This is a genomic window from Pseudoalteromonas sp. APM04 (genome assembly GCF_022809815.1).
GTDB lineage: Bacteria > Pseudomonadota > Gammaproteobacteria > Enterobacterales > Alteromonadaceae > Pseudoalteromonas > Pseudoalteromonas marina.
Genome location: NZ_CP094441.1, coordinates 584,273 through 597,849 on the forward strand (window position 1 = coordinate 584,273; position 13,577 = coordinate 597,849).

At 39.3% G+C, this 13,577-nt stretch carries 12 protein-coding genes and 1 other RNA gene; 6 read left to right on the plus strand and 7 right to left on the minus strand.

Features of this window, described 5'->3' with window-relative positions; genetic code table 11:
* Nucleotides 1-2: 2 nt before the first annotated feature.
* Complete coding sequence (locus MTP24_RS02770; protein ID WP_243532668.1) at nucleotides 3-1,880, minus strand: penicillin-binding protein activator; 1,878 nt, start codon at nucleotides 1,878-1,880, stop codon at nucleotides 3-5.
* A gap of 61 nt (nucleotides 1,881-1,941) precedes the next feature.
* Here MTP24_RS02770 and rsmI point away from each other — a divergent pair, with 61 nt between their 5' ends.
* Both rsmI and rnpB read left to right on the plus strand, forming a co-directional pair.
* Nucleotides 1,942-2,799 (plus strand): 16S rRNA (cytidine(1402)-2'-O)-methyltransferase, encoded by an 858-nt coding sequence (rsmI, locus tag MTP24_RS02775; protein WP_243532670.1) that lies wholly within the window; start codon nucleotides 1,942-1,944, stop codon nucleotides 2,797-2,799.
* Between the two features lie 41 nt (nucleotides 2,800-2,840).
* Nucleotides 2,841-3,204: RNase P RNA component class A (gene rnpB / locus MTP24_RS02780), an RNA gene on the plus strand.
* A gap of 58 nt (nucleotides 3,205-3,262) precedes the next feature.
* Here rnpB and MTP24_RS02785 read toward each other — a convergent pair.
* Nucleotides 3,263-4,339 (minus strand): mechanosensitive ion channel domain-containing protein, encoded by a 1,077-nt coding sequence (locus tag MTP24_RS02785; protein WP_243532672.1) that lies wholly within the window; start codon nucleotides 4,337-4,339, stop codon nucleotides 3,263-3,265.
* Between the two features lie 116 nt (nucleotides 4,340-4,455).
* Between MTP24_RS02785 and MTP24_RS02790 the strand changes: the two genes are divergently transcribed.
* Nucleotides 4,456-5,409, plus strand: a complete 954-nt coding sequence (locus MTP24_RS02790) for a YihY/virulence factor BrkB family protein (RefSeq protein ID WP_243532673.1) — start codon at nucleotides 4,456-4,458, stop codon at nucleotides 5,407-5,409.
* Here MTP24_RS02790 and MTP24_RS02795 read toward each other — a convergent pair whose 3' ends face one another.
* Together MTP24_RS02795 and MTP24_RS02800 are read right to left on the minus strand one after the other, a co-directional pair.
* Nucleotides 5,410-6,300 carry a LysR family transcriptional regulator gene (locus tag MTP24_RS02795; RefSeq protein WP_243532675.1) on the minus strand — a complete coding sequence of 297 codons (891 nt, stop codon included), beginning with the start codon at nucleotides 6,298-6,300 and terminating at the stop codon, nucleotides 5,410-5,412.
* Nucleotides 6,301-6,429: 129 nt separating this feature from the next.
* Entirely contained in the window at nucleotides 6,430-9,441 is a 3,012-nt protein-coding gene (locus MTP24_RS02800; protein ID WP_243532677.1) for an EAL domain-containing protein, read from the minus strand.
* Between the two features lie 275 nt (nucleotides 9,442-9,716).
* Here MTP24_RS02800 and MTP24_RS02805 point away from each other — a divergent pair, with 275 nt between their 5' ends.
* Both MTP24_RS02805 and MTP24_RS02810 read left to right on the plus strand, forming a co-directional pair.
* Entirely contained in the window at nucleotides 9,717-10,562 is an 846-nt protein-coding gene (locus tag MTP24_RS02805) for a pirin family protein (protein WP_243532679.1), read from the plus strand.
* Between the two features lie 17 nt (nucleotides 10,563-10,579).
* Entirely contained in the window at nucleotides 10,580-11,563 is a 984-nt protein-coding gene (locus MTP24_RS02810) for a glutathione S-transferase family protein (RefSeq protein ID WP_243532681.1), read from the plus strand.
* Here MTP24_RS02810 and MTP24_RS02815 read toward each other — a convergent pair.
* Genes MTP24_RS02815 through MTP24_RS02825 form a run of 3 tightly spaced genes read right to left on the minus strand, consistent with a single transcriptional unit; the run spans nucleotide 11,560 to nucleotide 12,604 of the window.
* Nucleotides 11,560-11,802 carry a hypothetical protein gene (locus MTP24_RS02815; RefSeq protein ID WP_006792133.1) on the minus strand — a complete coding sequence of 81 codons (243 nt, stop codon included), beginning with the start codon at nucleotides 11,800-11,802 and terminating at the stop codon, nucleotides 11,560-11,562. The genes MTP24_RS02810 and MTP24_RS02815 overlap by 4 nt on opposite strands.
* Nucleotide 11,803: 1 nt before the next feature.
* A complete protein-coding gene (locus MTP24_RS02820) occupies nucleotides 11,804-12,259 on the minus strand; it encodes a hypothetical protein (protein ID WP_006792134.1) in 456 nt (151 codons plus the stop codon).
* A gap of 6 nt (nucleotides 12,260-12,265) precedes the next feature.
* Entirely contained in the window at nucleotides 12,266-12,604 is a 339-nt protein-coding gene (locus MTP24_RS02825; protein ID WP_010555679.1) for a hypothetical protein, read from the minus strand.
* 497 nt (nucleotides 12,605-13,101) lie between these two features.
* Here MTP24_RS02825 and mraZ point away from each other — a divergent pair, with 497 nt between their 5' ends.
* Nucleotides 13,102-13,560 carry a division/cell wall cluster transcriptional repressor MraZ gene (mraZ, locus tag MTP24_RS02830; RefSeq protein ID WP_010555680.1) on the plus strand — a complete coding sequence of 153 codons (459 nt, stop codon included), beginning with the start codon at nucleotides 13,102-13,104 and terminating at the stop codon, nucleotides 13,558-13,560.
* Nucleotides 13,561-13,577: the final 17 nt, after the last annotated feature.

Here is a 13,577-nt window from a genome sequence, read left to right on the forward strand (position 1 = left end):
CCTTAATTTATCGTTTTTACACCGCTAGCCGATTGCATAAATAAGGGCACAGGGCGTTGTGTTTTTAACTGCACAGACTTAATTTGGCGATTAGTATATTGTGCCCAATCAAGTACGCGTTGTAGGTGCCCATTACTATTAACCGATAACTTACCGCTCAAACCGCTAAATTGATTGCCAGGCATTAAGCTCAACTGCCTAATATCGTTAATAACGAGTACAGCATCGTATGCCATGGCGAATAAGCGCTGGCTAATATCGGCTTGCTCGGGCCAAAGTAAATTATACTGCTCACGTAAGTTATGTTGTGTGATTTGTGAGTTAAGCATCCAAGGTAGTTCTGTGAAATACAGGCCGTCTAAATCGCTTTTGTCGGTTGAGTCAATTTGCTTACTGTGACTTTTTGAGCTCGCATACAGCGGAATTCGCTCTGAGAATGTACTCACATTTACATCAAGGTAGGGCTTAATTAAGCGTGTTTCTATTGCATCACCTAAAATATAAATTACATCAATATCACTGCGTGAGCGTGTTTCACTTTCAACTTCTTGCTTAAATAAGGCTTTTATTGTTTTTATACGCTCTTTAGATTGATCAACTTCTAATAAGCTACTAATCGTTTTTGGCATGTCTTGATTGTTTTCATAAAAACCAATTTGAGGTTTAGTCTCGCTGTAGCGTTGCCATTGCTGATTAAAAAAATCAACTAAGCGCTGGCCATTCGTATTTTCTGGAGCGAGTAGCATGGGTTTTTGGTATCCCATAGCTAGAAAATGCTCTAAAGCTTGTTCAACTTCGTGCTCTGGGTTTAGGGCAAAATAGTAGTGTTGGAGCGAAATAGTGTCTCCATCGAATGTATTTAAATGCAACGTAGGAATATTAATAAGCGTTTCAGCTGCCGTAAGCTTATCTATGTTCGCTTTAAGTAGAGGCCCAACTACAAAGTCAGGGTTAATTTGGTCAAGTTTTGCTGCAATGTCTGCAGTACTTAAATTTTCATCAATAAAAATAGCTTCATTAATATTTTGTTTATCTAATGCGGCTAAAGCTCCTGCTTTTAAAGCATCACCTAGGCGTTCGTTAGGACCTGATTGAGGGAATAACAAAACTAACCGGTCAATATTCAAAGGTGCTAATTCAACAAAGTTTTCATCTTGTTTAGGTAACACGGCTCCAGCAGGGTGTCCCACGTAACGTCGTCGCCAGTTATTAATCGCTTGATCTAGCTCTACACCACTACTGGCATATACTTGGTGATATAAAGCAAGATTTACCCAGCCTTGCTGAATAACTGAGCCACGGTTAAAACGCTCCAGCGCATAAGAAGAAAGCTGTTTTAGGTTATCCCATAACTGTTGGTCGAGTTGCGGTATATCAATATTATTTTTTGCAGATGTTTCTGATGCTCTAAAAAAATAGGGAGCTGCTTTTTTAGGAAAGTTTTGTGAGGCGTAAATACTGGCTGTTAAAAACTGATGCCATGCAAAGTGTTCAGGTTGTGTCAGCTCTCCATCTAGCGATTGTAAAATAATCAAAGACTGGTCATTTTTATTTTGTTGCTTTTGCGCGTAGGCGATGTAAAGACGATTTTGAGTTTGATCAACACTCGCTGTTAATTCTAGGTCGCTACCAATTTGCTCTAATAATGGCCAATTTTTTTCAGAAATAGCTGAATCACGTGCGCTATACAATAATTGTATTTTATCTGCACCTTCGCGATTTACGGCCAATTGATAGATAGATTGAGCATTAGTCGCTTGATTTTTTAGCGCATTAGCACTGCTGCTGAAGTTATCGCTTTTTTTAATTGGTTTTTCGGTTGTGCTACACGCCGATAACCCTGACAATATAATTAATAGACCAACTAGTTTAAGTCGCACAATGATTTCCCAATACGTTAACGCGATTTGCTTATATTACTGACTGACGCAGGAGACCTCAATGTTAAATGAGGAGAATTCACATAAAATTGGCACTCTTTACGTTGTTGCCACCCCAATTGGCAATTATGACGACTTAAGTCAGCGTGCTATCACGACATTATCGCAGGTTGACTTAATCGCTGCTGAAGACACTCGCCATACAGGTAAGCTCCTTAGGCATTTTGGTATTAAGGCAAAAACATTTGCATTACATGATCACAACGAAAAACAAAAAGCACAGCAAATTATCGATCAGCTTAATCAAGGATTAAATATTGCGTTAGTATCGGATGCAGGCACGCCACTCATTAGTGACCCTGGATATGCGGTTGTAAACTTATGTCGTGAGCAAGGGGCAAGCGTAACCCCAGTACCAGGTGCGTGCGCTGCTATAACCGCGGTGTGTTGTTCAGGGCTGCCTACCGATCGTTTTCAGTTTATTGGCTTTACGCCCGCTAAAAGTAAGGCTCGCCAAGATTTTTTTATCGATGCGGTTAACTCAAGTATTACCAGTATAATGTATGAAAGTACGCACCGTATTATGGCAAGTCTAGACGATTTAGAAACTGCACTTGGCAGTGAACAGCAGGTCGTATTTGCCAAAGAGCTAACTAAAACGTTTGAAACTTTTTTTAATGGCACAGTGAGTGAGCTAAAGCAGTTTTTAACCGATGATCCCACTAAGCAACGCGGCGAAATAGTTCTCATGCTGCCGGGTAAGCCTAAGGTGGTAGACGACATTCCACCAGAGGCTCGTAAAATGTTGGCTCTACTTGAAAAAGAAATGCCAATGAAAAAAGCGTGCGGTGTTGTAGCTGAGTACTTTGGCTTGAAAAAAAATGCACTATACAAAACAATTATTGAAGAAAAAGAGTAAATATTACTGCGCTTGGCTTTAGCGTCATGTATACTGCGCGCCGAGTCAGCCAAGATAATCGCTGCCTGTGACGAAAATGATCAGGGGGAGGAAAGTCCGGGCTCCACAGGGCAGAGTGCCAGCTAACGGCTGGGGGGCGTGAGCCCACGACAAGTGCAGCAGAGAGAAGACCGCCAACTTATGTTGGTAAGGGTGAAAGGGTGCGGTAAGAGCGCACCGGGCCGCTAGTAATAGTCGGTTGCAAGGTAAACTCCACTCGGAGCAAGACCAAATAGGGTTCCTTATGGCGTGGCCCACGTTGGAACCGGGTAGGTTGCTTGAGCCATAGAGCGATTTATGGCCTAGACGAATGATTATCACTTTCTTCGGAAAGGACAAAACCCGGCTTATAGGCTGACTCACTCATTCAATAAAAAGCCCGCAGTTAACGCTGCGGGCTTTTTTGCATCTAAATTTTATTAACTTAAATAATATTCTTTCCTTGTTCAGGATCCCTTGACTGCTCTGCCTGTTCGCGTATTTCGTCAGTATCACTGCTTACATCGTTAAGTGTTTCGGTTTGCTCGTGGGTTTCCGGTGGTTTCTTTTCATTTAAACGCTCTTTTACTGCTGAGCTTGAAAATTCCTCGGTAGAGGCATTTAATAAAATCCGTTCTCTAGCATCATCCGGCATACTTATATTTTGCTCAGTAAATTCATTAACTAGTTCACGCATAAGCTGAGAGCTTACTTTAAGTGGACTATGCTGCTCGCTATTAACCCAAAAATATAAAATAAAGTTTATTGTTGATGAGCCTAAATTTTTTATAAGTACTTGTGCTGGGGGATCGTTTAATACGGCCGTTTGTTTGTTTGCTATATTTAGAGCAAGCGTTTGCGCGCTGCGTATGTCGTTATCGTAACCTATACCTATTTCCACTTTACCGCGCATTTTGGGGTTAGCAGTTAAATTTTTGATGGTATTTTTATACACCGTAGCATTTGGAATTTGAATGTGATTACCATCGTAATCAACAAGCGTTGTGGCACGGGCCGTTACTTTTTTTATAACGCCTAAACGTCCATCTACTTCAATTACATCGTCTATTTTAAACGGGCGTTGTACACTTAAAAGTAAGCTTGCTATAAAATTTTCTGCGATGTCTCTAAAAGCAAAGCCTAATATTAAGCCTATTAAACCGGTCCCACTCATTATAGCTACCGCAAATTCAGTAAGCCCTGCTAAACGTAAAAACAGATACAGGCCTAATAAAATGATTAAAGTACTAATACCGCGCCTTACAACCAGCAATACTAGCTTACTATCGGTTACTAAATTGATAGGTTTTATGAGCAAGCGTGAAAGAGGGCCTGCTGTAAAATAGCTAATAGTGAGTAAGAGTAAACCTAACAATAAGGTGGGTAATATTTGCGCTGTAGCGTGAACTAATTGCATGCTTTGGTCATAAAGAAATTGCCACGAAAACACATTTCCTTCCATTACAGGATTTAAGGAGGGTGTACTGACAGCCGATGGTACGTCTGATGCTATTGTAGGCATTGGGTTTCTTCCGTGTTTAGTTACTTTTACTTTAACAGCAAGTTTAATACCAAACACCTTTTTTAAGTTGGCAGTTATTTTGCTTCATTAAAGTACTAACTATAGTGAGATTAAGTATGAAAAAGCCAAAAAGAGGTCAATATGCAGAGCAACCAGCACATATTCCAATGAAGGGCTGGTGGGATATTGCTAAGCGTATTTTTGCGCGCATGAGCAAAGACAATTTATCTTTGGTTTCTGCCGGAGTGGCATTTTATGCGTTACTTGCTATTTTCCCAGCTATTGCTGCTTTGGTTTCTATATACGCTTATTTTGCTTCACCTGCAGAGATCAGTGAGCACCTTAGGCAGTTTACAACCTTAATACCAAATAGTTCACGTGAACTGATCTTATCGCAAATTTCAGAACTCACGCAAAGCTCTCAGGCACGGCTAACTTTAGGGGCGTTAGGTACGCTATTACTCACTATTTGGAGTAGCTCTAAGGGAAGCCAAGCATTAATTACAGCCTGCAACATAAGTTATCATGAATATGAAAAACGTTCTTTCTTGAGGGCGCAGTTTGTTCGTTTTATGTTTTCGGTAGGTGCTATTTTAGTCGCTATTTTTGCGCTGTTGATTATAGGTATTTTGCCTATAGTACTAAATTTAGTAGGTCTCAAAGACAGTATTGATTTGTTAATTAAGGTCGTGTCGTGGCCAATACTAGCCCTTACGTTTAACTTTGCCTTGGTGCTTTTATACCGTTACGCACCGCATAGAAAAGCGGCTAAATGGCGTTGGATAACGCTCGGCTCTGCTATTGCAACCGTATTTTGGATTATAGCATCTATTGGCTTTTCATTTTATGTATCGCGTTTTTCAAGTTATAACGAAACTTATGGATCCTTGGGTGGGGTGGTCATCATGCTAATGTGGTTATATATAAGCGCGTACATCGTCACCATGGGAGCCGTTATTAACGCAGAAACAGAGCAGCAAACGGCAAAAGACAGCACAATTGGACCAGAGAAAGAGCTAGGTGAACGCGGCGCGTATGTTGCTGATCACCTGGGTATCAAAAACGATTAATCAATCGTACTCTGCTGCAATTATTGCTGTAAGTTGATCTTTAAATTCTTGTGCTGCAGGGCCTAATCTATCAACATCGTTACACATTAAATATAAGTTAAGAGGACGCGTAATGCCTTGCTCAAGGTTTAGTACCTTGAGTGTATGATCATTAATAAGATGAGTGACTTGATCAAACGGAAGCCACGCGTAACCTAGATTTTGGCTCACCATATCAATTGAATTACGTAAGTGGCTAACGGTCCAGCGCATATCTGCGCCTAACCAACCTTCGTCTTGGTTAGTGTGTGTTGCAGAATCGCGCACTACAATTTGTCGATGTTGTTTTAAATCTCGAAAGCTTAATTGTTCTTCATATTTGTTAAGTGGGTGATTTTTATGCGCTACGGCAATAAACTCAACATCTGTCAATTTGCTACAACTAATGCCATAAATAGGAACTGATGAAATAGCTAAATCAACCACCGCATTGTTAAGTAATTCATTGGCGCCAGTTAGCACGCTTTCAATCAAATCGATTTTTAGTAATGGATAAAGCTCACTTGTTTTAGCAAGTGCTTGATACAAAATAGGCTGAGGGAATACTTCATCAACTGCTATTTTTAATGTACTTTCCACTCCTTCACTTAGTGTATTTGCAACAGATTCTATTTTATTCGCTTCTTCAATTAAAAACTCTGCACGGCGTAATATAAGTTTTCCACTTTCCGTTAAAAACGCTTTACGGCCTTTCACCTCAAGTAGTTTTATTTGCAAAGCGGCTTCGAGTTTTTGCACTGCATGATGAACCGTTGACTGGCTTTTAAATACCGCGGCACTGGCGCCAGCAAAACCACCATGTTCTACCACGGCTTTAAACATCCGCCATTGATCTAATGTGGGTTTTGCCATTTGAAATCCTGTTAGAAATTTATTTGCTTCTTGGACTTGACCGTATAGACGCATTTTTAATTGCATAACAGAAATAGATTAATTTATGTTTTAACCCAGCCCTAACAAAATTCATTAATCACGGTAAGTTTACTTTGAAAGAATTACCTTTTTCTCAGCAATAAGATCCATAAAATCGCTTTTATTTAAAGGCTTGGAAAATAAGTAACCTTGCCCATAATCACAACCAGCCTCAGTTAGTAGCTGGTATTGTAAAGGTGTTTCAATGCCTTCTGCTATTACTTTTAAACCAAGCTGGTGAGCCATTACAATAATTGCTTCACACAACGATAGTTCTTGGCTATCAGCTTTAATATTATCAACAAATCGTTTATCAATCTTTAAGTAGTCAGTATCCATTTCCTGTAAGTAGGCAAGCGATGAGTAGCCTGTACCAAAATCGTCAAGCGCCAGTTGCATCCCTGATTTCACAATTTGTTTGAGGCGCTTTTGCGTCAGTTCCTCAGGGTTAACCATTAAGCCTTCTGTTATTTCAGCAACAATAGAAGAGGGGGAAATTTTAGCGGCATCGAGCATGGCATACCAATCATCAATACCACTATTAGCAGTAGATAATTGTACAGGGGAGACGTTTACACTTATTTGAAAATCGTCATCAGTAAATTTTTTTATATCGGTGAGTGTTTCTATTGCTTGGGAAAATACAAATTGGCCAATGGCATTAATTTGCCTTGTTTCTTCAGCAAGTGGAATAAACGCAATAGGGCTTATTAGCCCTTTTTGTGGATGTTGCCAGCGTATTAAGCCTTCAGCCTTGTGTATATGTAAATCGTTTAGCGATACTATAGGCTGATAAAATAATTCGAACTGGTGATATTCTATTGCACAGCGCAAGTCTTTGAGTAACACCATACGAGCTTGTGCTTGCTCTCTCATATCACGAGAGAAAAATTCAAAGCCATTACGGCCATTATTTTTAGCCTTATACATTGCCTGGTCGGCTGCTTTTAATAGCTGCTCGGTATTTTCACCATCTTCGGGCGCACAGGCTATACCCATGCTGGCACTTATAAATACTTCTTCATTTTCAACATGTAGCGCAGACGATAAGCTTTGTAAAATATTGCTAGCAATCTGGTTTATATGGCGAGTACTTTTAATATGATTAAAAACAATAACAAATTCATCCCCCCCAATACGCGCAACAAATTCGGCATTTTTAGCTGAATTGACAATACGCTGCGACACCACTTTTAATAGGTTGTCTCCATAGTGGTGGCCTAAAGTATCATTAATATCTTTAAAATGATCAATATCTAAAAGCATCACTACAAAGCTTTCATTATTTGCATTAGAAAACTGTTTATTTAGTCGCTTTTTAAGCTCTAATCGATTTGGTAAATCGGTCAAATGATCGAAGTGAGCTTGTCGCCAAATGGTTTTATTTGCTTGTATTTTTTCAGTTAAATCAGTAAAGATAGCTATTCGGCGTGCAGGTTTGTTATTTTCATCGTAAACAGTGTCTATATTTAGCCACTCAGTAAATAGTACCCCATTTTTTTTACGATTTATAATTTCGCCTTGCCAGCGGCCAGTGGCATTTATGGATGCCCAAATTTTTTCATAAAACTCTTTTGAGTGCTCCCCTGAAGAAAGTATGCGGGTAGAGTGGCCAATTACTTCGTCTTTAGAATATTGTGTTGTTTCACAAAAGGCAGGGTTTACATCAAAAATAATACCGTTGGCATCTGTAATTGCCATACTTTCGCTACTGTTACCATAAACAAGAGACGCTAAGTGAAGCGAGTCTTCATTTACTTTGCGTTGGCTGATATCACGAAGCACAAGTATTAGCTCATCACTTTTTTCAAGATGATTTATGTTCGCCTCAAAATAGTGGTCCGCCACACCTGTACTTATTTTAAAGTCAAAAGTGATGACGTCTTCGCGGTTGGATGCTTCACTCAAAATTTGTTCAGTGATATCTTTTGGTAATATGTCTAATAAGTTTTCAGGCAGTTTACTGCTTGCGGCGAATAGCGGGATAATGGTGCCGCTAACGTTAAGTATAGTACCTGTATTGTTGAATCTAAGGTACATATCGGGGAGGGCATTTAGTAACCCAGTCAACTCGTTATGTTTGTTTTTTAAATCGGCTTCTGTTTGCAAACGTGTTTCAGCCATGGCTTCAAAGCGCGTATACAAAGCCGATAATTCAGGACTATTAGGTTTAATTTTATGAGCGGGCATATTACCTTGTGCCAATATATCGGTTGCTTGGGAAAGTTTTTCAATAGGGTAAAAAATACTTTTTTTAATTAAATGGTGGCCAATAAAAGCAATAATTAAAATAGCGCTAAAAAATAAAATAATAGTTTCTAAAAAGTGTTTATTTGCTCGAACAATATATTTATCAGTGGGCGATGTGATGTAAATTTCTAAGTTATTGTTATTAATGTCATTATAAATAGTTGCTCGGTGAAAGATTTGATTGACGTTGTTATCGTCTTTAAACATAGCCAATGAGCTATCGCCATGTAAAAAGTGTTTGTTGTTTATTTTTTCCCCCAAAGGTAGCAATGAGTTTGGGTAACTTGCCAGTACAAGGCCATTAGAATCAGCAATAACAGCGTTCGAACCCATTGGGAATTCGGCTTTGTCTAAAGCTGCACTCCACCAGTCAAGTGCAATCACTGTAACAACAACGCCCTTTAATTGCTCTTGCTTATCAATAATAGGGTGAGCAAAGTTAACACTGGGTGCTTGAATGCTTCTGTCGTATTGAAAATACCCAATTGAAAAGCTTTTATTTGCTATGGCATTTTTAAAGTATTGCCTATCACTAATAGACACATTTTTAACTATGCCATTGGTTACACAAATTAAGTTTCCTTTGTCATCAACTACACCAATATTGGCAACGTTAGTGTAGAGCTCTTGTATTTGGTAAAAATAGCCAGGGCACGTGTCCGGAAGGTTGGGTTCTGCAGCAATTGTGTTTGCTAAAAACCGAGTGAGTTGCTCAGTTTCTCCAATCATTGCTGTTTGTTGGTGGGTTAAATGCTTAGCAATATTAACGACTTTTTCTTCGCTTTTTTCAATCGCAGCCTCGCGTTCTGCCCATAGGGCTAAAAATGTCACAAGAATGCCCGGGATACTAATAATGATCAGTAACCTATAAAATTGACTTTTGAGCGATGAGGTTAAAATACTCCGTCCCTTTTTTGAGTAAATTTAATGGTGATTGTAGTCAATAAAATATAAAAAAACCATATTTTATAAGTTGTTATGAAAAAATATTTCACTATCAGAACATTCTAAAAAAACGAATGGTTAGCGCGATATAAAGACATGGTTGTTTGGTTTTATCAGTGCTTAAATAAGTATAGATAATATTTCAGATAGTGATTTAAAAAATGAATATAGCAAAAATATTAACATCTTATGCAACTCAAGATGGTGACGGTGTCAATATAAGCCGTATCCCTGGATTCGATGATAAATACCTTGACCCGTTTTTAATGATCGATGAGCTCAAGTCAGATAACGAAGCTGATTATATGGGCGGTTTTCCTGCGCATCCGCACCGAGGTATGGAAACGTTTACTTATATTATTAAAGGAGGATTTGAGCACAAAGATCAAATGGGTAATAAAAAAGCGATCAGAGCAGGCGATGTGCAATGGATGAGTACAGGCAATGGAGTGATCCACAGCGAAATGCCTCTGCCTGATGCCAAAGACGGACTCCATGGTTTTCAAATTTGGATCAATATGCCAAGCAAAGAAAAAATGCGCGATCCCATTTATCAAGATACAACGCAAAGCCCAGCTCCAACTTTTAAAAATGAAAATGGTGTTACATTAACTGCCCTTGCTGGTTCATGGCAATTTGAAGCAGTTGAATTAACATCAAGTATTCAAAAGCTCTCTGCAAATGCGGCTTTAGCCGATGTAAATTTACCTGCTGGTAAGCAGCTAGAGCTTGCTCCTTTGAAACAACAAAATGTGATGCTTTACATACATTCGGGATCCCTTATCACGCCAGATAATCAAACATTCAAGGCGGGTAAGTTACTAATTTTAGAGCAAGGTAGCGATATTGATATAGCAACGCAACATGGTGCAGGTGTATTAATTTTAGCGGGTGATCCGCTCAAGCAACCCATTGCACACATGGGGCCATTTGTTATGACAACACAAGCCGAAATACAGCAGGCCGTTCGTGATTACCAAAATGGTCAATTTGGCACACTTATTTAATTTTTGAGGAGCAAATAATGGGATTACTTGTTAATGGTCAATGGCAAGATAAATGGTATGACACAGATTCAAGCGACGGAAAGTTTGAGCGAGAAGCCGCGCAATTACGAAATTGGATCACGTCAGACGGTAGCGCAGGTGAAACTGGCGAAGGGGGGTTTAAAGCTGAGGCTGGGCGTTATCATTTATATGTTTCGTTAGCGTGCCCTTGGGCGCACCGCACACTTATTTTTCGTACATTAAAAAAGCTTGATGAACTTATTTCTGTATCGGTTGTAAGCCCCGACATGTTGGTTAATGGCTGGGAGTTTGATCAAAATAACCACAGCACGGGTGATGCCTTATTTGCTAGTGATTACTTACACCAAGTTTATACTAAAAATAATGCTAATTACTCAGGACGAGTAACTGTTCCTGTCTTGTGGGACAAAAAACAGAACAAGATAGTTAGTAATGAATCTGCCGATATAATACGCATGTTTAATAGTGCGTTTAATGAAATAACAGGTAATAAAGACGATTACTACCCTGAATCACTTCGTAGTGAAATTGATGAACTTAATGCGTTAGTCTATCCAAATATTAATAACGGTGTTTACCGAGCTGGATTTGCAACGACAACGCACGCTTACGAACAAGCATTCGACGATGTGTTTACAGCTCTAGACAAAGTTGAAAAAATACTGTGTAAAAAACGCTACCTTGCGGGTGACAAAATTACGGAAGCAGATTGGCGCTTATTTACAACGTTAATTAGGTTTGATTGTGTGTATGTAGGGCATTTTAAATGCAATTTGCGCACAATTGAGAGTTACCCTTCGTTGAGTGGATACTTAAGGGATTTGTACCAAGTTGAGGGAGTTGCAAATACGGTTGATTTCTATCATATCAAGCGGCATTACTATTTTAGCCACACTATGATTAATCCCACCCAGATTGTACCAAAAGGGCCAGAAATAAATTATTTGCAAGCACATGGCAGGGCATTGTTAACCAGCTAACCAATTAACCTAATTAGCCAGCCGTATTTTCTTATAAGGCTGGTTTCACTTTTACCAGACTGAACGGCAACGCCAGCTATAAATGCGCTGCTTAAGCCTACTTTACTGGCTGCAAAACGCTTTAATCGATATACAAACGCGGCTTGGTGTTGTCGCTTAAGCTCGCTTTGTAAATCCATTTGTTTAGTCAGTGCTTTTACGTTTGCATCAGGGTTTTTAATCAACATATCAACTAACATATTAATGTCCTTGTAAGTTTAATAATTGTTTAATGCTTTTAAGGGTTTTGCTAAAGCCTATTTTGTTGCTTAAATACGCAACGCTTTTCCATAGCCAAAATAAGCATGCGACCTGTAATAGTGTAACGGTTGCAATACTTACCCACACAGAACCAAATAGGTCGTATATCGCATAACCTGCCGCACCTAATACGCCCGCCCACAACAAAACCAAACCACTGGCAAAACAGCCTAAAAATATAGAGATCAATGCAAGCGATCTTAACGATAAGCGCCATTCAGCCTTTGCAAGCTGGTGGGTGATCTTTCCTTGAGTGTGATAATCATCCTTGAGCTGCTTTGAATACGTTAAGAGTTTTGCAATATGATCTTGCCAATCATCCTTTTGGTACTGTTGATCAGTCGTTTGGTTTTGCGCTGTACCATCCTTGGTTGTGCTCGAGTGGAAATTTTCCATCAGGTTTTACTTACGACGGAATAATGACGTAATTAACATACCCGCTGCAAATGCAATTCCTGCTGTAGCTAGAGGATTCTCAGATGCGAAGGCACGTGTTTTAGCTGTGCACTCACTCAGCTTTTCGCGAGCAATTAATTGCTTTTCGCTCAGTGCCTCAGCAGAACTAGATGCACCTTTTCTCACGCTACTTTCAGCTGTTGCTGCTTTTGTAGACAGTGCATCAACAGCATCGTGAGCAGCTGATGTTGCTTTTTCTGTCAGTGGGGCATCAGTCGTTTGTGCTTTAGTGTCAGACTTAATATCTGTAGTCGTATTTTGTTTAGTCGTCGTAGCAGTAGCCATAATCAATCCTTAATGAGTAAAAGTATTTAAGTAGTGCATTTACTGAAGCAACAATTAAACCAGACTGTGATATTTATGTAACCAATTGATTTTATTGGTTATAATGTTTTTTGTTGAGTCGTTTTTAACATATAATAAAAACGAAGCAGTAACTCTTACCACCGATCTAAGTAAATATTACAAAGTGAGTAAAACCCGCTAAAAAATTGTAATTATTCACTGTTTATTCAGTAATCAAACCATGTAAACAAAAAGTTATTAAAATGGATGAAAATATTTTTTTGTTTGTATCTCCACTTTTTCCCACGTAATTCAACTGCTTCGCCTGAACCCTTATTTTTTCTAGCTTAGAGACTCGGTAAAGGAGGTCAGCTTACTTGACAAAAAGGCTTGTCAAGCCCTAAACTGGAGCACTGTGGTAAAAAGTGGTTTTTAGTGGATCAAACTGGATCAGCATAGATTAATAGCTGATTAAAATAATTTAAAGCAGGCTAATTATGTTCCGTGGCGCGAGTTCACTGAGTTTGGATGATAAAGGACGTTTTGCGGTGCCGACCAAGTACCGAGAATCGCTGCTATCTGAAGATCAGGGAACAGTGATTTGTACCATCGCGTTAAATGAGCCCTGCTTGTGGTTGTATCCATTGGCTGAATGGCAAGAAATAGAAAGTCGCTTAGCTAAAATTTCCAATATGAATCCACGTGCCCGTAGAATGCAACGCATGTTGTTAGGCAATGCGACAGAGTATCAACTTGATAAAAATGGTCGGATTTTGTTAGCGCCGTCGTTACGTGCGCATGCAGACCTTGGTAAAAAAATAATGCTAGTTGGGTTAATGAATAAATTTGAAATCTGGGATGAAGCGCGTTGGAACGAACAAATGCGCCAAGACACTGAGCTTGAGAGGCTAGGTGATTTTGAGCCTAATTCAGATTTAGATAACTTTACACTTTAACGGCACAAAAAAAGGCA

Excerpts from the sequence above, each read along its gene's own strand:
- MTP24_RS02790 (WP_243532673.1), top strand. The coding sequence starts at position 4,456 with ATGAAAAAGCCAAAAAGAGGTCAATATGCAGAGCAACCAGCACATATT.
- MTP24_RS02795 (WP_243532675.1), bottom strand. The coding sequence starts at position 6,300 with ATGGCAAAACCCACATTAGATCAATGGCGGATGTTTAAAGCCGTGGTA.
- mraZ (WP_010555680.1), top strand. The coding sequence starts at position 13,102 with ATGTTCCGTGGCGCGAGTTCACTGAGTTTGGATGATAAAGGACGTTTT.
- MTP24_RS02785 (WP_243532672.1), bottom strand. The coding sequence starts at position 4,339 with ATGCCTACAATAGCATCAGACGTACCATCGGCTGTCAGTACACCCTCC.
- MTP24_RS02805 (WP_243532679.1), top strand. The coding sequence starts at position 9,717 with ATGAATATAGCAAAAATATTAACATCTTATGCAACTCAAGATGGTGAC.
- MTP24_RS02815 (WP_006792133.1), bottom strand. The coding sequence starts at position 11,802 with ATGTTAGTTGATATGTTGATTAAAAACCCTGATGCAAACGTAAAAGCA.
- MTP24_RS02825 (WP_010555679.1), bottom strand. The coding sequence starts at position 12,604 with ATGGCTACTGCTACGACGACTAAACAAAATACGACTACAGATATTAAG.
- rsmI (WP_243532670.1), top strand. The coding sequence starts at position 1,942 with ATGTTAAATGAGGAGAATTCACATAAAATTGGCACTCTTTACGTTGTT.
- MTP24_RS02820 (WP_006792134.1), bottom strand. The coding sequence starts at position 12,259 with ATGGAAAATTTCCACTCGAGCACAACCAAGGATGGTACAGCGCAAAAC.
- MTP24_RS02810 (WP_243532681.1), top strand. The coding sequence starts at position 10,580 with ATGGGATTACTTGTTAATGGTCAATGGCAAGATAAATGGTATGACACA.